Origin of the sequence: Microlunatus sp. GCM10028923 (assembly GCF_042666975.1) — a bacterium.
Taxonomy (GTDB): domain Bacteria; phylum Actinomycetota; class Actinomycetes; order Propionibacteriales; family Propionibacteriaceae; genus Microlunatus.
Genome location: NZ_JBHTFF010000016.1, coordinates 100081 through 117060 on the forward strand (window position 1 = coordinate 100081; position 16980 = coordinate 117060).

General features: G+C 69.7%; 19 protein-coding genes. 12 read left to right on the plus strand and 7 right to left on the minus strand.

Annotated features, from left to right (window positions below; all coding sequences use genetic code 11):
* Window positions 1-31: 31 nt before the first annotated feature.
* On the minus strand, window positions 32-1201 hold the full coding sequence (gene nadA, locus ACFQU4_RS30830; protein ID WP_377499551.1) for a quinolinate synthase NadA: 1170 nt from the start codon (window positions 1199-1201) through the stop codon (window positions 32-34).
* A gap of 195 nt (window positions 1202-1396) precedes the next feature.
* Here nadA and ACFQU4_RS30835 point away from each other — a divergent pair, with 195 nt between their 5' ends.
* The 3 genes from ACFQU4_RS30835 to ACFQU4_RS30845 all read left to right on the plus strand — a co-directional run bounded on the left by ACFQU4_RS30835 (window position 1397) and on the right by ACFQU4_RS30845 (window position 3571).
* Window positions 1397-2440 carry a glycerate kinase gene (locus tag ACFQU4_RS30835; protein WP_377499553.1) on the plus strand — a complete coding sequence of 348 codons (1044 nt, stop codon included), beginning with the start codon at window positions 1397-1399 and terminating at the stop codon, window positions 2438-2440.
* Between the two features lie 89 nt (window positions 2441-2529).
* Window positions 2530-2892 carry a HesB/IscA family protein gene (locus ACFQU4_RS30840; RefSeq protein WP_377499555.1) on the plus strand — a complete coding sequence of 121 codons (363 nt, stop codon included), beginning with the start codon at window positions 2530-2532 and terminating at the stop codon, window positions 2890-2892.
* Between the two features lie 67 nt (window positions 2893-2959).
* The gene (locus ACFQU4_RS30845) at window positions 2960-3571 is read left to right on the plus strand and encodes a hypothetical protein (protein WP_377499557.1); all 612 of its coding nucleotides are present in this window, start codon (window positions 2960-2962) and stop codon (window positions 3569-3571) included.
* A 51-nt stretch (window positions 3572-3622) separates the two neighbouring features.
* On the opposite strand, the gene ACFQU4_RS30850 is transcribed toward ACFQU4_RS30845, so the two are convergent.
* Window positions 3623-4069, minus strand: coding sequence for a MarR family transcriptional regulator (locus tag ACFQU4_RS30850; RefSeq protein WP_377499559.1), 447 nt, complete (start codon window positions 4067-4069; stop codon window positions 3623-3625).
* Window positions 4070-4179: 110 nt separating this feature from the next.
* Here ACFQU4_RS30850 and ACFQU4_RS30855 point away from each other — a divergent pair, with 110 nt between their 5' ends.
* Window positions 4180-4884 (plus strand): VOC family protein, encoded by a 705-nt coding sequence (locus tag ACFQU4_RS30855; RefSeq protein WP_377499561.1) that lies wholly within the window; start codon window positions 4180-4182, stop codon window positions 4882-4884.
* Between the two features lie 16 nt (window positions 4885-4900).
* Here the strand turns inward: ACFQU4_RS30855 and ACFQU4_RS30860 are convergent, their stop codons facing one another.
* Both ACFQU4_RS30860 and ACFQU4_RS30865 read right to left on the minus strand, forming a co-directional pair.
* On the minus strand, window positions 4901-5110 hold the full coding sequence (locus ACFQU4_RS30860; protein WP_377499700.1) for a sulfurtransferase TusA family protein: 210 nt from the start codon (window positions 5108-5110) through the stop codon (window positions 4901-4903).
* A 19-nt stretch (window positions 5111-5129) separates the two neighbouring features.
* The gene (locus ACFQU4_RS30865) at window positions 5130-6272 is read right to left on the minus strand and encodes a cysteine desulfurase family protein (protein WP_377499563.1); all 1143 of its coding nucleotides are present in this window, start codon (window positions 6270-6272) and stop codon (window positions 5130-5132) included.
* A gap of 246 nt (window positions 6273-6518) precedes the next feature.
* On the opposite strand from ACFQU4_RS30865, the gene coxB reads away from it, so the two are divergent.
* From coxB to ACFQU4_RS30880, 3 genes are read left to right on the plus strand one after another with little or no spacing between them, the layout of a single operon-like run.
* A complete protein-coding gene (coxB, locus tag ACFQU4_RS30870; protein ID WP_377499565.1) occupies window positions 6519-7331 on the plus strand; it encodes a cytochrome c oxidase subunit II in 813 nt (270 codons plus the stop codon).
* On the plus strand, window positions 7328-9091 hold the full coding sequence (gene ctaD, locus ACFQU4_RS30875; protein ID WP_377499567.1) for a cytochrome c oxidase subunit I: 1764 nt from the start codon (window positions 7328-7330) through the stop codon (window positions 9089-9091). Before coxB ends, ctaD begins: the two co-directional genes overlap by 4 nt.
* Window positions 9091-9486, plus strand: a complete 396-nt coding sequence (locus tag ACFQU4_RS30880) for a cytochrome c oxidase subunit 4 (protein WP_377499569.1) — start codon at window positions 9091-9093, stop codon at window positions 9484-9486. Before ctaD ends, ACFQU4_RS30880 begins: the two co-directional genes overlap by 1 nt.
* Here ACFQU4_RS30880 and ACFQU4_RS30885 read toward each other — a convergent pair.
* The 3 genes from ACFQU4_RS30885 to ACFQU4_RS30895 form a co-directional block, all read right to left on the minus strand.
* Window positions 9480-10337: a GNAT family N-acetyltransferase gene (locus ACFQU4_RS30885; protein ID WP_377499571.1), complete on the minus strand. Its 858-nt coding sequence runs from the start codon at window positions 10335-10337 to the stop codon at window positions 9480-9482. The genes ACFQU4_RS30880 and ACFQU4_RS30885 overlap by 7 nt on opposite strands.
* Before the next feature lie 77 nt (window positions 10338-10414).
* Window positions 10415-11233, minus strand: coding sequence for an LLM class flavin-dependent oxidoreductase (locus tag ACFQU4_RS30890; protein WP_377499573.1), 819 nt, complete (start codon window positions 11231-11233; stop codon window positions 10415-10417).
* A 103-nt stretch (window positions 11234-11336) separates the two neighbouring features.
* On the minus strand, window positions 11337-11765 hold the full coding sequence (locus ACFQU4_RS30895; protein ID WP_377499575.1) for a YybH family protein: 429 nt from the start codon (window positions 11763-11765) through the stop codon (window positions 11337-11339).
* Between the two features lie 138 nt (window positions 11766-11903).
* Here ACFQU4_RS30895 and ACFQU4_RS30900 point away from each other — a divergent pair, with 138 nt between their 5' ends.
* The 5 genes from ACFQU4_RS30900 to ACFQU4_RS30920 all read left to right on the plus strand — a co-directional run bounded on the left by ACFQU4_RS30900 (window position 11904) and on the right by ACFQU4_RS30920 (window position 16913).
* Window positions 11904-12494 carry a PadR family transcriptional regulator gene (locus ACFQU4_RS30900; protein WP_377499577.1) on the plus strand — a complete coding sequence of 197 codons (591 nt, stop codon included), beginning with the start codon at window positions 11904-11906 and terminating at the stop codon, window positions 12492-12494.
* Window positions 12455-13963 (plus strand): DHA2 family efflux MFS transporter permease subunit, encoded by a 1509-nt coding sequence (locus ACFQU4_RS30905; RefSeq protein ID WP_377499579.1) that lies wholly within the window; start codon window positions 12455-12457, stop codon window positions 13961-13963. The genes ACFQU4_RS30900 and ACFQU4_RS30905 overlap by 40 nt, the downstream gene beginning before the upstream one ends.
* A 141-nt stretch (window positions 13964-14104) precedes the next feature.
* Entirely contained in the window at window positions 14105-14623 is a 519-nt protein-coding gene (locus tag ACFQU4_RS30910) for an SH3 domain-containing protein (RefSeq protein ID WP_377499581.1), read from the plus strand.
* 249 nt (window positions 14624-14872) lie between these two features.
* Entirely contained in the window at window positions 14873-15511 is a 639-nt protein-coding gene (locus tag ACFQU4_RS30915; protein WP_377499583.1) for a TetR/AcrR family transcriptional regulator, read from the plus strand.
* A 31-nt stretch (window positions 15512-15542) separates the two neighbouring features.
* The gene (locus tag ACFQU4_RS30920) at window positions 15543-16913 is read left to right on the plus strand and encodes a phenylacetate--CoA ligase family protein (RefSeq protein ID WP_377499585.1); all 1371 of its coding nucleotides are present in this window, start codon (window positions 15543-15545) and stop codon (window positions 16911-16913) included.
* Window positions 16914-16980: the final 67 nt, after the last annotated feature.

Genomic DNA, 16980 nt, shown 5'->3' on the forward strand with positions numbered 1-16980 from the left:
CATGCCGGCCCGGAACCGGGCACGGTCCGGGTCAGTCCTGGGCGGAATCGCCCGGCAGGTCCAGCATCCGCTGCAGTGCCTGCTTGGCGTACCGCTCGGTGTCGGCGTCCACCTCGATCTGGTTGACCACCCGGCCCTCGACCAGGTTCTCCAGCGACTGCACCAGGTGCGGCAGGTCGATCCGGTTCATCGTGGCGCAGTAGCAGACGTTGCGCTCCAGGAACGAGATCTCCAGCTCCGGATGGGCCCGGGCCAGGCGCTGAACCAGGTTGAGCTCGGTGCCGATCACCCACTTGCTGCCCGGTTCGGCCGCCTCGATCGTCTTGATGATGAACTCGGTCGAGCCGATCAGGTCGGACTTCAGGACCACCTCGTGCTGGCACTCCGGATGCACCAGCACCTGGACGCCCGGGATCCTGACCCGCGCGTCGTCGACCGCCTCCGGGGTGAACCGGCCGTGCACCGAGCAGTGGCCGCGCCACAAGATCATCTTCGCGTCGCGGAGCTGCTGCTGGGTGAGCCCGCCGTTCGGCTGGTGCGGGTCGTAGACGACGCAGTCGTCGAGTTCGTACCCGAGCTGCAGGACGGCCGTGTTGCGGCCCAGGTGCTGATCCGGCAGGAAGAGCACCTTCTCGCCCTGCTCGTACGCCCACTCGAGCACCCGCTTGGCGTTGGACGAGGTGCAGACCACGCCGCCGTTGCGGCCGCAGAACGACTTGATGTCGGCCGAGGAGTTCATGTACGTGACTGGCACGGTCGACTCCGCGACGCCGGCGTCGGCGAGCACGTCCCAGGCATCCTCGACCTGGGCCAGCCGGGCCATGTCCGCCATCGAGCAGCCCGCCGCCAGGTCCGGCAGGATCACCCGCTGGTCCGGCCCGGTCAGGATGTCGGCCGACTCGGCCATGAAGTGCACGCCGCAGAACACGATGTATTCCGCCTCGGGCCGTGCCGCGGCATCACGGGCCAGCTTGAACGAGTCGCCCGTGACGTCGGCGAACTGGATCACCTCGTCCCGCTGGTAGTGGTGGCCGAGGATGAACACCCGGTCGCCCAAGGCCTCCTTGGCCCGGCGGGCCCGTTCGACCAGGTCCGGGTCGGACGCGGGCGGCAACTCGCCGGGGCATTCGACGCCACGTTCGGTGTCCGGATCGGTGCCGCTGCCCAGGACGAAAAGCGGGAGCGGGCTGGTGATCGCCATTCGCACACCATAACTCCGCGGATGCGCCGTCCCAGAGCCGGGAACCGTGGGCGAGATGAAGATCACCGGGCCGTTCGGGTTCCTGACGTCGGACGCGGATGCCGGCGGAATCCTGTCCAGCTCCCAGCCCACGTACGGACCCGGGTCGGGGCTCCCCGCCGTTGCGGCCCGGGTCGGTCGTGACAGCATCGGCGCATGCAGGTGCTGGTGATCACGGACCGGATCGGGATGCTCACGTCGGCGCAGGCCGGGCGGGTGCTCGCCGAGGGCTGGCCGGGGGCGGTGGTGGTGCCGGCCGGTGGTGCCGGGGCGGGGTTCGGCCGCGCCTATGCGGACCTGATCGGCGCCGAGTTGATCACCGGGATGGCCGGCTCGGTCCCCGCCTGGTGGGCGGCCGGGGAGGACGCGGTGGTGGCCGGGCTCGAGGTCGCGGCCACCGCTGATGATCAAGGAATTCCGTACCAGGCCAGCACGCTGGCGCTGGGCGAGGTGACCGCGACCGCCCTGCGCGCGCAGCCCCGGCCGAAGCGGCTGGTGATCGACTGTGCCGCCGGGGCGCTCGCCCACGACGGGGGAGCGGGGCTGCTGGCCGGGCTCGGTGCGACGGCCGACGTGCCGCTGGACGGCGGCGTGGCCGGGCTGGACGGTGTCGGCGCCGTCACGCTCGACCGGGTCCGGGAGTTGGTCGGCGACGCCGAGGTGATCGGCGTCATCCCGGCCGACCAGGCCGGGCAGCAACTGCTCGGGCTGCGTGGGATCACCTCGGTCCGGCGCGGCAGCGCGGTCGATCCGGAGCGGTTGCTGCGCACCGACGCCACGCTGGAGCGCTGGGCCGGTCTGCTCGGTGTCGCGGACCAGGCCGGTGCCGGGGCCGGCGGTGGCGTCGCGCTCGCCGTCCTGGCGCTCGGCGGGCGCCTGGTCTCGGGTCCCGAACTGGCGTGTGAGTCCGTACCGGAGCGGCGGTTGGACCTGGTCGTCACCGGTTGCGGCGTGTTCGACTTCGCCGAGCGCGGCGGCGAGGTGGTCGCGGCCGCGGCCCGGGTGGCCGAACGGTCGCTCTGCCCGGCCGTGGTGATCGCCGGCGAGGTGTTGATCGGCGGCCGGGAGATGCGCGCGCTGGGCATCGAATCCGCCTATCCGGTACGGGCCTCGACGGCCGACGCCCCGGTCACCGAGGGGATCGAGCCGGACGAGTTGTCCGCGGTGGTTCGCCGGGTCGCCCGGTCCTGGCGCTGGTGACTACACTGAAACGGCCGGGGAATACATTGGCCCAGCAGGGGGTTGGCCCGGTTGTAGGTGTAATTCGTCCAGGACGTTTGGAGACAGAGATGGCGGCGACCGACCAGCTGACCGAGGCCCCGACCACCGACGGCGTGGTGCTGACCCAAGAGGCCGCGAGCAAGGTGAAGGCGTTGCTGGAGGGCGAGGGTCGCGACGACCTGGCGCTGCGGATCGCGGTGCAGCCGGGTGGCTGCTCGGGACTGCGCTACCAGCTCTTCTTCGACGAGCGGCAGCTGGACGGCGACGTTCTGAAGTCGTACGAAGGCGTCAGCGTGGTGACCGACCGGATGAGCGCCCCGTACCTGATGGGCGCCACGATCGACTTCGTCGACACCATCGAGAAGCAGGGCTTCACCATCGACAACCCGAACGCCACCGGCTCCTGCGCCTGTGGCGACAGCTTCCACTGATCTGACATCATCTGCATCGCCGTCCGGGATATCCGGGCGGCGATGTTGCTTCTGCGGACGGGAACCGATGACGCCGTACCAACTCCTCGAGCGGGCCGTGCACCGGACGGCCGAGGCGGTCCGTGGCCGGACACCGACCGGTCGGACCCATGACGACGCCGACGACGTGGTCGGCACCCTGGCCACCGACGGCGCGCTCGGCTACGACCCGCGGCCGCTGCTGGCCTCGCTGCACCGGGCCGGCGCACGGGTCGTGATCATCGGCCAGGTGGCCGGGATCCTGCACGGCTCGGCCGAGCTGACCGGTGATCTTGACCTGCTCTGGGACGGCGACCCGCGGCACGCGCCGGCGATGGCGGCCGGGTTCGCGACGGCCGGCGCCGAACTGGCCGACGACGACGGGCGGCCGGTGCCCTGCGGGCCGGAGTCGTTCCTGCTGCCCAAGGTGGTCTTCGAGGCGCCGGGCGCGAGTGGTGACTCCTGCACCCCGGCACTGCCCTGGGGCTCGTTGAAGGTCGAGGACTACCTCGGCCGCGCGCTGCGACTGGAGAGCCCGGACGGCTGGTCCGTCGGCTATCTCCGGCCGGAGGATCTGATCGCGATGCGGCGGGCCGTCGGCCGGCCGAAGGATCTCCGCCGGGCCGCCGAACTCGAGGCCCTGCTCGCCGAGGCCCGCTGACCCGCGTTGTCGTTCATGATCATCTGATCCATCTCGCTGCCCGCCGAACGGTCAGTCCTGCTGACCCGTGGCGGTCATCGACTCGCGCTCGTACGCAAGGAGCGTGGTGACCACCACGCCCCGTTCGTGCGCGGTCAGGGGTTGCAGCACCTTGCGCCAGGAGTCGGCGCCGGCGGCCAGCCAGCCCTCGACCGCGGATCGGTGCTCGTCGGCGATCCTGACGATCGTCCGCCGCCGGTCCTGCTCGTCCTCGCGGCGCTCCAGAATGCCCTTCCGGCTCAGGTCGCCGACCACCAGGCTCACCGTGGTCGACGCGACCTGGAGGCCGGCCGCGAGGTCCTTGACGGTGGCTTCGTCGTCGAACAGCAGCAGCGCGAGCAGGGACAGGTGACGGGGGGTCAGGGCGAAGTCCTGGAGCTGTTCCGGGATCGGCATCCGCTTGGCGCGGGCCATCAGTCGCGGCATCACCAAGATCAGATCCCGCACGCTCCGGTCCACGGTCAAGGGTTTTACGGAGCTCGGATCGCTTGAAACGGCGCACCTCCTGATTTAGCTTTGAAAACAAATCAGAGTTGTTGTCAACTCAATCCTAAGCGATCGGAGCACGCATGACGGCCTATGAACTGGACCACGTGACGCTCGGGGTGTCCCATCTGTACGACGGCGCCGAGCGACTGCGCCGGGCCACGGGACTGCGCAGCGCGGAAGGGGGCTGGCTGACCGGGATGCCGACGGCGCACCGGGTGGTACCGCTGCCCGGCGGTGCGTATATCAACGTCGAGTCCGTCATCGCACGGCCGGCCGAGCTGGACCCCGGCGTCAGGATGTTCGCGGGCTGGTTCGAAGATGTCACGGCGGCCGGCGACCACTGGATGACCTGGAACCTGCGGGTCCGCAGCCGGGCCGAGCTGCAGGCCGTGGCCGACCGGCTGGGCGGCGAGGTGGTCACCGCCCCGGGGGCCAACCGGCCCGACGGTACGACGACCACGACCGTCATGGCGCCGGGCAACGCCGCCATGACGTGGGCCCGGGGTCTGCCCAACTTCTACCTCCGTGACGATCAGGCGGCGCAGCCCCGGGTGGAGCACGAACGTCCGGTCACGAAGATCGCCTGGCTCGAGATCGGCGCCGACCGGGCCGAACTCGTCGACCACGTCGGCGCCGAGACCTTCGAGTTCCTGTCGCTCCGACTCGTCGACGGGCCGGCCGGGTTGCGGGCCATCGGCCTGACGGCCGCGGACGGCGACGAGATCGTGATCCGGGCCGACTCGGCTGCCCCGGCGCTCGCGGAGATCGCCCGGCGAGTCGCCTGACGATCCGGGTTCATGATCAAGAGTTCTTCATGATCACGAACCGGGGCGGGTCGCTGCTGACCAGGGTGTGGCCGCGCATCCGGCACCAGGCGACGAGATCGGGCCCGGCCGCCGGGTCGTCGGCCATGATCAAGATCTGGTCGCCGTCGGCCAGGGACTCGATCCGGCGGGCCAGTTCGATGATCGGCCGGGGACACTTCAGGCCGAGGCAGTCGAGTTCTTCCATGATCACGGACTCCTGTCGATCATGGTGCGCCGAGCCGGGCGCGGACCTGGTCGACGATCGGCGGCAGCGCGTTGAGCAGCCGGTCGACGTCGGCTTCGGTGCTGGACCGGGTCAGCCCGATCCGTACGTTGCCGTGGGTGAGTGCGCCCATTGCGGCGAGGACGTGGGAGGGGGTCTCCGACGAGGCGCTGCAGGCCGATCCACTGGCTACGGCGATCCCGGCCCGGTCCAGTTCCAGGGTCAGCGTCTCGCCGTCGACGTACAGCACCGAGAAGGTGAGCAGGTGCGGGACCCGGCGGACCGGGTCGCCGACCACCTCGACGTCGCTGATCCGGTGGCCGACCTCGGCCCGGACCCGGTCGATCAGGGCGTGCTGTCGCGTTCCGGCCTCGGGGTCGTCCAGCCAGCTCCGCAGAGCCGTGACGGCGGCGACGATCGCCGGCACGTCCGGCGGGCCGGGCCAGCGGCCGTCCTGGTAATCGTCCACGGGATAAGGGGCTCGCCACCGGACCCCGCGCCGGATGATCATGAACCCGACCGACGCCGGCCCGCCGAACGCGGCCGCGGAGCCGATCATGATCGACCACGGGCCGGCCTCGGTCAGGTCGATCCGTCCCAGGGCCGCGGTCGCGTCCAACAGCAACGGCACCTCGGCGGACCGGCAGGCCTCGGCCGCCTCGGCGTACGGCTGCAGGGTTCCGACCTCGTGATTGGCGACCTGGAGCACCGCAGCCGCGACGCCGGGCCTGGCGACCGTCGCAGCCCAGGCGTCCGGGTCGATCCGGCCGGTCGGGTCCACCCCGACCTGTACCGCCTCGCCGGCCTTCCCGGTCGCGGCGAGCACGGCCGAATGCTCGATCGCCGACGTGATCATGGTGCGGCCGACCCGGCGCCGGCCGAGGGCCAGCCCGTCGATCGCCGCGGTCGCGGTCTGCGGTCCGGCGCCGGTGAAGACGACCTCGTCCGGCCGGGCCCCGACCGCCTCGGCGACCAGTTCACGAGCGCGGTCCAGGGCCTGCGCGGCGAGCCGACCGGGACGGTGCAGCCGCAGCGGATCGCCCCAGCCGGAGTCCTGCGCGGCGAGCCAGGCCTGCCTGGCCTCCGGCAGCAGCGGCTCGGCCGTCGAGGCGTCCAGAAAGACCGTCGGATTCGGTCCCGTCACGGGCGTAAACCTACCCTCGGAAACCGTGGCGCAGCGCACCCGCGCCCCGCCGCTTCGGGCCGGAGGATCTGCGTTAGGGTGAGGTCCGACTGGTGACGTGTCACCAGGGCGCCGCCGGGTTCTGTCCGGTGGCCCGGATCGGCCGAAGAACACGGAGTTGGCGTAGAAGTGAAAGGGCGCGATGTGCGTGGCACTGGCAACAGGTCAGCCCCGGTAGGACGTCCCGGGGCAGTCGCTCGGCGTGCGGTGCTGGCGCTCTCCGCTCTCGGCGTCGTGGCGCTGACCGGCTGCGAGAGTGTCGAGGACCTGGCCCGGCTCGGCTACCCGGTGATGGCGAGTGATCGCGCCCCGGTGATGCACGACCTGTGGATCGGCACCTGGATCGCGGCCGCCGTGGTCGGTGTCGGCGTCTGGGGTCTGATCCTCTATGCGGCGGTCCGGTACCGCCGGCGCAACGCCGATGCTCCGAAGCAGAAGCGCTACAACCTGCCGATGGAGATCTTCTACTCGATCGCCCCGTTCGTGGTGATCGGCGTGCTCTTCTACTACACGGTGCTGGCCCAGGATCAGGTGCTGGCACCGGTGCAGAAGCCGGACCACGTGGTCAAGGTCGTCGGCCAGAAGTGGTCCTGGACCTTCAACTACAACGAGGCCGACAACCCGGCGGTGGGCGAGAACGTGTGGGAGGCCGGTACGGTCAACCACTCGCCGGACCTCTACCTGCCGGTCGGTCAGTCGGTCCGGTTCGAGCTGAGCTCGCCGGACGTCATCCACTCGTTCTGGATCCCGTCCTTCGCGTTCAAGCGCGACGTGATCCCGGGCCGGACGAGCAGCTTCGACGTGACGCCGACGCGGGAGGGTGTCTACGCCGGCAAGTGCGCCGAGCTCTGCGGCACGTACCACTCGGCGATGATCTTCAACGTGCACGTGGTCAGTGAGGCCGAGTACAACGCGTACCTGAAGGGACTGGCCGAGCGCGGCAACATCGGCGAGGCCCTGGGCAACGAGTCGGCCAACAAGAACGGCCCGGCCATTCCGGAAGCAGGAGGCGCGCGATGACGACGGCGGAACGGACCGTCGACGCCGAGATCACGCCGGCACGACGCCGGCTCGGCACGATCTCGTGGTCCTGGCTGACCACGACCGATCACAAGGTGATCGGCAATCTGTACTTCATCACCTCGATGGTGTTCTTCGGCTTCGCCGGGCTGCTGGCGCTGGCGATCCGGGCGGAGCTCGCGTTCCCCGGCCTGCAGTACGTCTCCCACGAGACGTTCAACCAGTTCTTCACCATGCACGGCACGATCATGCTGCTGCTGTTCGCGACGCCGCTGTTCGCCGGCTTCGCGAACGCGATCATGCCGCTGCAGATCGGTTCGCCGGACGTCGCGTTCCCGCGGCTGAACATGCTGTCGTACTGGCTGTATCTGTTCGGCGGCCTGATCACCGTGTCCGGCTTCCTCACTCCGGGCGGCGCGGCCAGCTTCGGCTGGTTCGCCTACGCCCCGTTGAGTGACGCGATCAACTCCCCGGGCGTCGGCGGCGACCTCTGGATCATGGGCCTCTACCTGGCCGGCCTCGGCACCATCCTCGGCGCGGTGAACTTCATCACGACGATCTTGTGCATGCGGGCCCCGGGCATGACCATGTTCCGGCTGCCGATCTTCTGCTGGAACATCCTGGTCACGTCGATCCTGGTGCTGATCGCGTTCCCGATCCTGGCCGCGGCGCTGCTGCTGCTGGAGTCGGACCGTACGCTCGGCTCGCTGGTCTTCGACCCGGCCACCGGCGGTCCGATGCTGTGGCAGCACCTGTTCTGGTTCTTCGGGCACCCCGAGGTCTACATCATCGCGTTGCCGTTCTTCGGCATCATCACCGAGATCCTGCCGGTGTTCAGCCGCAAGCCCGTCTTCGGCTACGTCGGCCTGGTGATCGCGACGCTGTCGATCGCCGCACTGTCGATCGCGGTCTGGGCGCACCACATGTTCGTCACCGGAGCGGTGAACCTACCGTTCTTCTCGTTCATGACGTTCCTGATCGCGGTGCCGACCGGGATGAAGTTCTTCAACTGGATCGGCACGATGTGGGGCGGCAGTGTCAGTTTCGACACCCCCATGCTGTGGGCGATCGGCTTCCTGACCACGTTCCTGTTCGGCGGCCTGACCGGCATCATCCTGGCCAGCCCGCCGCTGGACTTCCAGTTGTCCGACTCGTACTTCGTGGTGGCGCACTTCCACTACGTGGTGTTCGGCACCGTGGTGTTCGCGATGTTCGCCGGCTTCTATTACTGGTGGCCGAAGTTCACCGGCCGGATGCTCGACGAGACGCTGGGCAAGATCCACTTCTGGCTGCTGTTCATCGGCTTCCACACGACGTTCCTGGTGCAGCACTGGTTGGGTGCCGAGGGCATGCCGCGGCGCTACGCCGACTACCTGCCGACCGAGGGCTTCACGATCCTCAACCAGGTCTCGTCGGCCGGTGCCTTCCTGCTCGGCGCCTCGATCCTGCCGTTCCTCTACAACGTCTGGAAGACCCGGCGGGCACCGCTGGTCGGCGTGGACGATCCGTGGGGCTGGGGCCGGTCGCTCGAGTGGGCGACCTCCTCCCCGCCTCCGCGGCACAACTTCGTCTCGCTGCCGCGGATCCGTTCCGAGTCGCCGGCCTTCGACCTGCACCATCCGGAGCTGGCTCTGGAGGAGTACGAGGACAACGCCGCCGACGACGGCCGCCTGCTGAAGGCCGGAACCGACGACGGTGAGGACGAGGGCCGGGTCGAGGTCCTGGAGCAGCGGGTCGACGAGGATGGGAAGGAACGCTGATGAAGGCCGAGGCGTGGATCTTCGCGATCCTGGCGATCTTCCTGTTGATCGTCACCCCGATCTACTACCTGATGAGCGGTGACCCGACCGGCACCGCCGCGCTCACCCTCTGCTTCTTCCTGACGCTGATGATCACCGGCTACCTCGGCCTGATCGCGCGCCGGATGGAGCAGCGGCCGGAGGACAAGAAGGACGGCGAGATCGCCGAGGGTGCGGGCGAGCTGGGCTTCTTCCCGCCGTCGAGCATCTGGCCGCTGTACGTGGCGCTGACCCTGGTGCTGATCGTGCTCGGCCCGGTGTTCGGCTGGTGGCTGATGCTGCTGGGCTTCGGCGTCGGGATCGTCACCTGCACCGGCCTGGTCTACGAGTTCTACCGCGGCGACCACGCTCACTGACCGTCGAAGCGGAATTGGTAGGCGTGGTGGGATCGTTCGACGACGAAGCCGGCCCGCAGGTAGAGGTTCTGGGCGCCGGTCGGACTGGCGCCGTCAACGGTCAGCGTGATCGGCGCGAGCGAGTTCTCGCGACAGCGGTCTAGCGCAAGGGCCAGCAGGGCGTCGGAGATGCCGCGGCGTCGCCAGGCCGGGACGGTGCCGATCGGGCCGAGGTCGGCGTTGGTGTCGAGGCCGAAGGCGAGGACGAAGCCGGCCACCTGATCGTCCGGGTCCAGCGCGATCGCGGTGACGTCGCGGTGCAGGGCTCCGTGAGCCAGGATGCCGGCCCAGGTCTCGGCGCTGTGCGGTTCGACGATGCGCTGGTCGGCGTACGCGGCCTCGTAGGCGCGTTGGAAGGCGCCCGGCGCGAGCTCGTCCCAGGACACCAGTCGCAGAGGTACGGGCAGCGTTCTCGTGCTCGGCCAGGTGGCGCCGTCGTGGGCCATGGACCAGAGCGGGAACGCCGCATCGAACCCGTGGGCGAGGCAGCGTTCCCGGGCGTCCGGGCGATCATCGTCGAGCGTCACCTGCAGCACCGACACCCCGTACCGCCGCGCGAGGTCGATCAGCTTCGCCAGTGCCGGATCGGAGGGTTTCGGCCACCAAGCGCCGTAGCCGCGGCCGTGCTCCGGCGGTGGCCGCAGAAACGCCACCACGGCATCCGGACCGGTATCGCCCGTGCCGAGTTCGACGTGCCATTCGCGGAGCAGCGGCAGCAGGTCCTCGGCCGGGCCGGGCGGGCCGCCCGCGTCGGCCGTCAGGATCCGGTGCACATCGGCAAGATCATCGACCGTCGCCCGGCGCCATCGCATGCGGCTCAGCCTACGGATGACGGCGCTGGGAGGGGCCGGTCCTGGGCGATCGATCGCTCAGGACCCGTCGGGATCGCCTACTGCCCGGCCAGTTGGGCGACGACCGGCGCGAGCGTTTCGGCGAAGTCGGCGCCGATGACGAAGTAGGAGAAGCCGATCTCCTCGCGTCGCCGTTGAATTTCCTCGGCCGCCGCCGAGGGGTCACTCGGCAGGATGACGAGCGAGTCCGCCGCGCGGAGTGCCGCCGTGTCGAGGTCCGGCGGCGCCATGAACGGTGCGACGCGGTCGCCGATCGCCGCGACGTGCTGGGCGAGTTCGAGGTCCCGGTGCGAACCGAACTCTCGTACGCTCCGCGTGGTCTCGGCCCGATCGTCGTCCGCGGGAAGGACGAAGGTGACCGCGTCGGCGACCTCGAGCGCCAGCGCCTGCGACTTCGGTCCGCTGACCGCCAGGACGACCGGGGTGTGCAGGTCCGGGCCGTCGAAGGTCCGCAAGGCGGCCACTGTCTCGCGCATCCGGGCGCGACGTTCCGCCGGCGAGACGGCCGGTCGTCCCAGCTCGACCTCGATCCCGGGCCGGCCCGCGCCGAGTCCCATCTCGAAGCGGCCCTCGGTGAGTACGGAGAGCGAGTGGGCCTCCCACGCCACCTCCGGCGGCTGGTGCAGCGCGGCAGCGTAGACCCAGGAGCCGATCCGCAGGTCCGTCAGCGCGGCCGCGGTGGCCAGCGTGGGACCGAGCGACGGCTGCCAGGTGGGTACGTCGGGCATCAACAGGGTCGAGTAGCCGCTGTCGGCAATAAGGCGGACGCGGTCTCGCCAGGTCGCCAGGTCGGACGTGATCGGGGCGACGACGCCGAATCGGAGGGGCCTGGTCGCTCGCTCGGCCTGCTCGTTCATCGTGATACTCCTCGGGTCTGGACCGTCATCGGTCCGCTTGCCCCCTCTACGAACCGGCCGCGCGGAATCGGACAGCCGCACATCGACGGGCCGAGGAACGACGTCAGGGCCGCAGGTCCAGCGCGACGGTTCCGGTGGCGAGGTCGACCGGGATCGAGACGTGTTCGTGGGCGATCCGCCAGCCTTCGGGTGAACGGCGCAGGATGTCGCTGACCCGTACGAAGTAGTCGACCTCGCGGCCGTTCAGCAGCGTCCCGCTGGCCCGGACCAGCATGTGCGCGGCGGCGACGCCGCCGTCCGCGAGGATCTCCAGCTCGTGGAGCTGCTGCCCGATCGGGCCCTGCCAACGGCCGAACCAGTCGGCGAACCGGTCCCGCAGCGCGGCCGCGCCGACGTAGCGCAGCGGCGGCACGACGTCGAAGTAGACGACGTCGGGCGTGAAGAAGGCCATCAGCCCGTCCAGGTCCTTGTCCCACGCCGCCCGGCCGCGCTCCTCCAGCAGGGCTTCGATCTCCGCGTTCACCGGCTCCATCGTCTTCTCCCATCGTCGTGCTCTCCCTCGACCTGACGAAACCCCGGCCGTCGATGTGACACGGCAGGCGGGTTTGATCACCGGCGATCGAGCGCATATATTCCGTGTGGAATATTTGGTACGGGATATCGAGGTGACATGAGCAGGCAGCTGACGCCGCTGGCCGTGATGCTGCTGGCGCTGCTGGCCGAGCGCGAGATGCACCCGTACGAGCTCTACCAACTGCTGATCTCCCGCGGCGAGGACCGCCTGGTCAAGGTGCGGCCGGGATCGCTGTACCACACGGTGGAGCGGCTGGCCGAGGACGAGTTGATCAAGCCGGTCGGTGTCGACCGGTCCGGCAACCGGCCGGAGCGGACCCGGTACGCGCTGACCGAGACCGGGGCCCGGCGGCTGCAGGCCCGGGTCGCCGATCTGCTCCGGGCGCCGGTGAACGAGTATCCGCAGTTCCTGGTCGCCCTGGACGAGGCGCACAACCTGCCGCGCGAAGAGGTGATCGATCACCTCCGCGAATACGCCGCCGCGGTCGAGGCTGAGCTGGCCGAGATCACCGCCGCCCTGGAGGGAGCCGGCGGCGACACGGTGCCGGAGGCCTACCGGATCTCCTGGGACTACCTGCTGCACACCAAGCGAGCCGAGCTGGACTGGATCCGCCGACTCGCCTACGCAATAGAGACCAAGGATCTGGAATGGCCGGACTTTCCGATACACGACCTGCGCCGACCGTGACTCCCGGCGACCCGGAGGCGAAGCCGTGGCGGGCGCTCTGGGCCCTGGTGCTCGGCTTCTTCATGATCTTGGTCGACTCGACCATCGTCTCGGTGGCGACGCCGGTGATCATGCGGCACTTCGACGCCGACGTGAACCTGGTGGTGTGGGTGACCAGCGCCTACCTGCTCGCGTACGCCGTGCCGTTGTTGATCACCGGGCGGCTGGGTGACCGGTTCGGGCCGAAGAACCTCTATCAGGCCGGTCTGGTCGTGTTCACGCTGGCTTCGCTGTGGTGCGGGCTGACCGGGACCATCGAGCAGTTGATCATCGCCCGGGTGCTGCAGGGGCTCGGCGCCTCGATGATGACGCCGCAGACGATGGCGGTGATCACCAGGATCTTCCCGGCCGATCAGCGCGGCCGGGCGATGAGCCTGTGGGGAGCGGTGGCCGGGATCGCCACCCTGGTCGGCCCGATCGCCGGCGGCCTGCTGATCGACGGCCCCGGCTGGCAGTGGATCTTCTTCGTCAACGTCCCGGTCGGCGTGGTCGGCTTCGTGCTGGCCGGCCGGCTGGTGCCGCGGCTGGAGACCCACCGGCACCGGTTCGACCTGGTCGGCGTCGTGCTCAGCGCGGTCGGCATGTTCTGCCTGGTGTTCGGGATCCAGGAGGGGCAGACGTACCACTGGGGCATGATCATCGGGCCGATCTCGGTCTGGTTGTTGATCATCGTCGGCGTGCTGGTGCTGGCCGCCTTCGTGCTCTGGCAGGCGAAGCAGGCCGGGGAACCGCTGGTCCCGCTCGGCCTGTTCGCCGATCGCAACTTCTCGCTGGCCAACCTCGGCATCGGCGCGGTCGGGTTCGCCGTCACGGCGATGGGCTTCCCGCTGATGCTCTACACCCAGTCGGTGCTCGGTTACAGCCCGACCCAGAGTGCGCTGCTGATGGGCCCGATGGCGGTGATGTCGATCATCCTGGCCCGGTTCGTCGGCCGGCTGACCGACCGGATGCACCCGCGCTACCTGGCCGGCTTCGGTACGTTCACCGTCGCGGTGTCGCTGTTCTGGCTGAGCCGGGTGATGGCCCCGGGTGCTCCGGTGTGGCAGCTGCTGCTGCCGATCACGCTGCTCGGTCTCGGCAGCTCGTTCATGTGGTCGCCGCTCGGCACCTCGGCGACCCGGAACCTGCCGCTCCAGCGGGCCGGCGCGGGCGCCGGGGTCTACAACACGACCCGGCAGGTCGGTTCGGTGCTCGGCTCGGCCGGCATCGCCGCTTTGATGCAGAGCCGGCTCGTCGCACACCTGCCGCAGCTGTCCGGCGGCCACGGCGGGATGGCGGAAACGGCGACCCAGCTGCCGGAACCGCTCCGGGCCGGCTTCGCCGCGGCGATGGCCGACGCGCTGCTGCTGCCGGCCGGCGTGATCCTGCTCGCCTGCCTGGCCTCGATGTTCTTCGCCACCCCGCGCCACCTGGTCAGCGAAGATTCCTGAGTCCTTGGTGCAACCGTTGCCGCCGCACTGGCGTAGTCGAGGCACGGGAGGAATCCAAACCAAGGAGGAACAATGCGGGTTTCAGGGGTGATCCGGCGCGTTGCGGCCCTCGCACTGGCGAGTGGCGTCGCAATCGCGACGATGGCGTTGACGGCCGGATCGGCGGAGGCCGCGACCACGTACAAGGGGAAGGTGACCGCCAACGGGGGAGTCACGATCAGGTCGGCACCGTCGACCCACACGAGCAACAACGGAAACGTCGCCAAGGGGACGACGATCTCCATCGTCTGTAAGGTGCCCGGCACCTCGGTCGGTGGCAACCGGCTCTGGTACAAGCTGAGCAACGGCAAGGGCTGGGTGACGGCGCGCTACGTCTCGAACATCGGCTCGGCGCCGAAGTACTGCCCGTCCGCCGACACCGAGTACGGAGACGGCCGCACCACCGCGGCGCTCAACATGCGTCAGGGCCCGCACTTCAACGACGTGAAGCTCGGCACCCTGTCGTCGGGCAAGCGAGTCGCCGTCGTCTGCTACGTGAAGTCGACTGCCGGAATCGGCAGCAACTACACCTGGTACCAGCTCGACAACAAGACCTGGGTGTCCGCGTACTACGTCAAGCGGCTGAGCACACCGGGAACCAACTGGGTGCCCTGCGCTTGATCAAGATGGGTGATCAAGCCCCGTCTTGATCACCCATCGGACTTGATCAAGACGGGGCTTGATCAAGTCGGCACCTGATCACGAGCCCGCCAGATCGGCGGGCTCCCGAAAGACCTGGGCCGTCGCGCACTTCGGGGCGCGGCGGCCCAACTCTGTCTCCGGACCCGGGAGAGATCTCGGTCACCTTCCGTTCCCAAAGTCCTGACGACTGATTATTCTAGTGAGTGGAAGTTTGATTGAAGGGGTCGAATGGAACCGGAGACGCGGCGGGACCGGAAGAAGCGCCTGACCAGGGAACGGATCGTCGACGCCGCCGTCCGGCTGTTCCTGGATCAGGGGTACGAGAGCACGACGGTGGCCCAGATCGCGGCCGCCGCGGACGTCGACCCGAAGACCTTCTTCAACTACTTCCGCAGCAAGGGCGAAGTGATCTTCGACCGGCCCGGACTGTACGACGAGGCGCTGCTCGGCGTGATCGCGGACCGGCGGCCGGGCGAGCGTCCGGGTGAACTGCTGGGCCGGGTCCTGGACGACTTCGAGGCCCGGGTGCTGCCCTTCCTGGCGCCGCCGCGGGACCGCACCGAGCGGACCCGGCTGAACAAGTTGATCATGACGACGCCCGCGCTGCAGGCCACCCTGGCGGCGCTGATCCAAGATCTCCAGCAGCGGCAGGCCGACGCGCTGCGGGAGGCGTACCCGGAACTGGACGAGATCACCGCGGCCGCGATGACCGGCGCCCTGTTCGGTGCGATGTATCAGGCGGCGCTGGTCAGCATCCGATCCGGCCAGTCCCGGGACCAGGGCTGGCAGGCGATGCTGCGGGCCCGCGACGTCGTCGTACACGGGCTGGTCGGTGTCGACAGGTCGTTGAACGGGGATCCGGCATGAAGGCTCGATTCGGACGAAGGAGAAGTTGATCATGGTGGGAAGCGTGCGGGCCGTGGCCCGGGACGCCCGGCGTGCGTTGCGGGAAGGGCCGGAGGGCATCCAGCGCCGGCAACGGGAACGGCTGGCTGACGCGGTCGCGTACGCCCGGGCGAACGCGCCGTTCTACCGGGAGCTCTACCGGGACCTGCCGGACCGGGTGACCGATCCGACCCTGTTGCCGGTCACCGACAAGAAGCTGCTGATGGCCAACTTCGACGAGGCGGTGACCGACCGCGCGGTGACCCTGGCGAAGGTGGAGGAGTTCGTCGCCGATCCGGCGCGCGCCGGCGAGCGGTTCACCGACGCCGGCCATCTGGTCGCGACGACATCGGGCACCAGCGGGGTGCGCGGGCTGTTCGTGCTGGACGACCACAGCTCGCGGGTGATCTTCGGCCTGGGTCGCCGGTCCAACCCCGACCTCGGTCTTCGTGGCGTGCTGCGGCTGCTCGCCCGCGGCGGGCGGACGGCCCTGCTGGCCGCGCCGCCCGGGCACTTCTACACGTACGCCTCGACGGCGCGCATGGTGCGCGAGCACCGGCGGCTGGCCGGGATGATGCGGATGTTCTCGATCCAGCAGCCGTTGCCGGAACTGGTCGCGGAGCTGAACGCGTACCGGCCGGCCATGCTGGGCGGCTTCCTCAGCTCGATGATCATGCTCGCCGCGGAGCAGGAGGCGGGCCGGCTCGCGATCGATCCGGTCCTGGTGCTGCCCGGCGGCGAGACCGTGACCGACCAGGCCCGGGCCCGGATCGAGCGGGCGTTCGGGGCACGCATCCGGTCCGTCTACGGGTCCACCGAGTGCTACTTCCTGAGCACCGGCTGCTCCGAACACTGGTACCACGTCAACGCCGACTGGGCCGTCCTCGAACCGGTCGACGCCGAGCACCGGCCGGTGCCGCCGGGCGAACCGTCGCACACGGTGTTGATCAGCAACCTGGCCAACCGGGTGCAGCCGTTCCTGCGGTACGACCTCGGCGACAGCGTCGTGCTGCGGCCGGATCCGTGCCCGTGCGGCAATCCGCTCCCGGCCGTCCGGGTGCAGGGCCGGGCGGCCGACCTGCTGGCCTTCCCGGGCGTTCGAGCGGCCGCGGAATTGTCCCCGATGCTCTTCGGTACGCTGCTCGACCGCATCCCCGGACTGGACCGCTACCAGGTCATCCAGACCGCGCCGACCGTGCTGCGGGTCCGGCTGCAGCCGCACCCCGGCGCCGACCCCGACGAGGTCTGGTGCGCGGTCCGGGACGGGCTGGACCGGGTGCTCGCCGAGCACGGCGTCACCGGGGTCGCGCTGGACCGGGCCACCGAACTCCCGGAACGAACCACCGGCGGCAAGGTCCGCCGGATCGTCCCGCTGCCGGCCTGATCCGAACCCCGGGCGGAATCTCGGCCGACCTCGCGCGGCGGATTCGTCGAGGTTCTAGGCTGGCGGC

Bases quoted from the DNA above. Each gene is read 5' to 3' on its own strand.
- nadA (WP_377499551.1), bottom strand. From the start codon at position 1,201: ATGGCGATCACCAGCCCGCTCCCGCTTTTCGTCCTGGGCAGCGGCACC.
- ACFQU4_RS30835 (WP_377499553.1), top strand. From the start codon at position 1,397: ATGCAGGTGCTGGTGATCACGGACCGGATCGGGATGCTCACGTCGGCG.
- ACFQU4_RS30840 (WP_377499555.1), top strand. From the start codon at position 2,530: ATGGCGGCGACCGACCAGCTGACCGAGGCCCCGACCACCGACGGCGTG.
- ACFQU4_RS30845 (WP_377499557.1), top strand. From the start codon at position 2,960: ATGACGCCGTACCAACTCCTCGAGCGGGCCGTGCACCGGACGGCCGAG.
- ACFQU4_RS30855 (WP_377499561.1), top strand. From the start codon at position 4,180: ATGACGGCCTATGAACTGGACCACGTGACGCTCGGGGTGTCCCATCTG.
- ACFQU4_RS30860 (WP_377499700.1), bottom strand. From the start codon at position 5,110: ATGGAAGAACTCGACTGCCTCGGCCTGAAGTGTCCCCGGCCGATCATC.
- ctaD (WP_377499567.1), top strand. From the start codon at position 7,328: ATGACGACGGCGGAACGGACCGTCGACGCCGAGATCACGCCGGCACGA.
- ACFQU4_RS30880 (WP_377499569.1), top strand. From the start codon at position 9,091: ATGAAGGCCGAGGCGTGGATCTTCGCGATCCTGGCGATCTTCCTGTTG.
- ACFQU4_RS30885 (WP_377499571.1), bottom strand. From the start codon at position 10,337: ATGCGATGGCGCCGGGCGACGGTCGATGATCTTGCCGATGTGCACCGG.
- ACFQU4_RS30890 (WP_377499573.1), bottom strand. From the start codon at position 11,233: ATGAACGAGCAGGCCGAGCGAGCGACCAGGCCCCTCCGATTCGGCGTC.
- ACFQU4_RS30895 (WP_377499575.1), bottom strand. From the start codon at position 11,765: ATGGAGCCGGTGAACGCGGAGATCGAAGCCCTGCTGGAGGAGCGCGGC.
- ACFQU4_RS30900 (WP_377499577.1), top strand. From the start codon at position 11,904: ATGAGCAGGCAGCTGACGCCGCTGGCCGTGATGCTGCTGGCGCTGCTG.
- ACFQU4_RS30905 (WP_377499579.1), top strand. From the start codon at position 12,455: ATGGCCGGACTTTCCGATACACGACCTGCGCCGACCGTGACTCCCGGC.
- ACFQU4_RS30910 (WP_377499581.1), top strand. From the start codon at position 14,105: ATGGCGTTGACGGCCGGATCGGCGGAGGCCGCGACCACGTACAAGGGG.
- ACFQU4_RS30915 (WP_377499583.1), top strand. From the start codon at position 14,873: ATGGAACCGGAGACGCGGCGGGACCGGAAGAAGCGCCTGACCAGGGAA.
- ACFQU4_RS30920 (WP_377499585.1), top strand. From the start codon at position 15,543: ATGGTGGGAAGCGTGCGGGCCGTGGCCCGGGACGCCCGGCGTGCGTTG.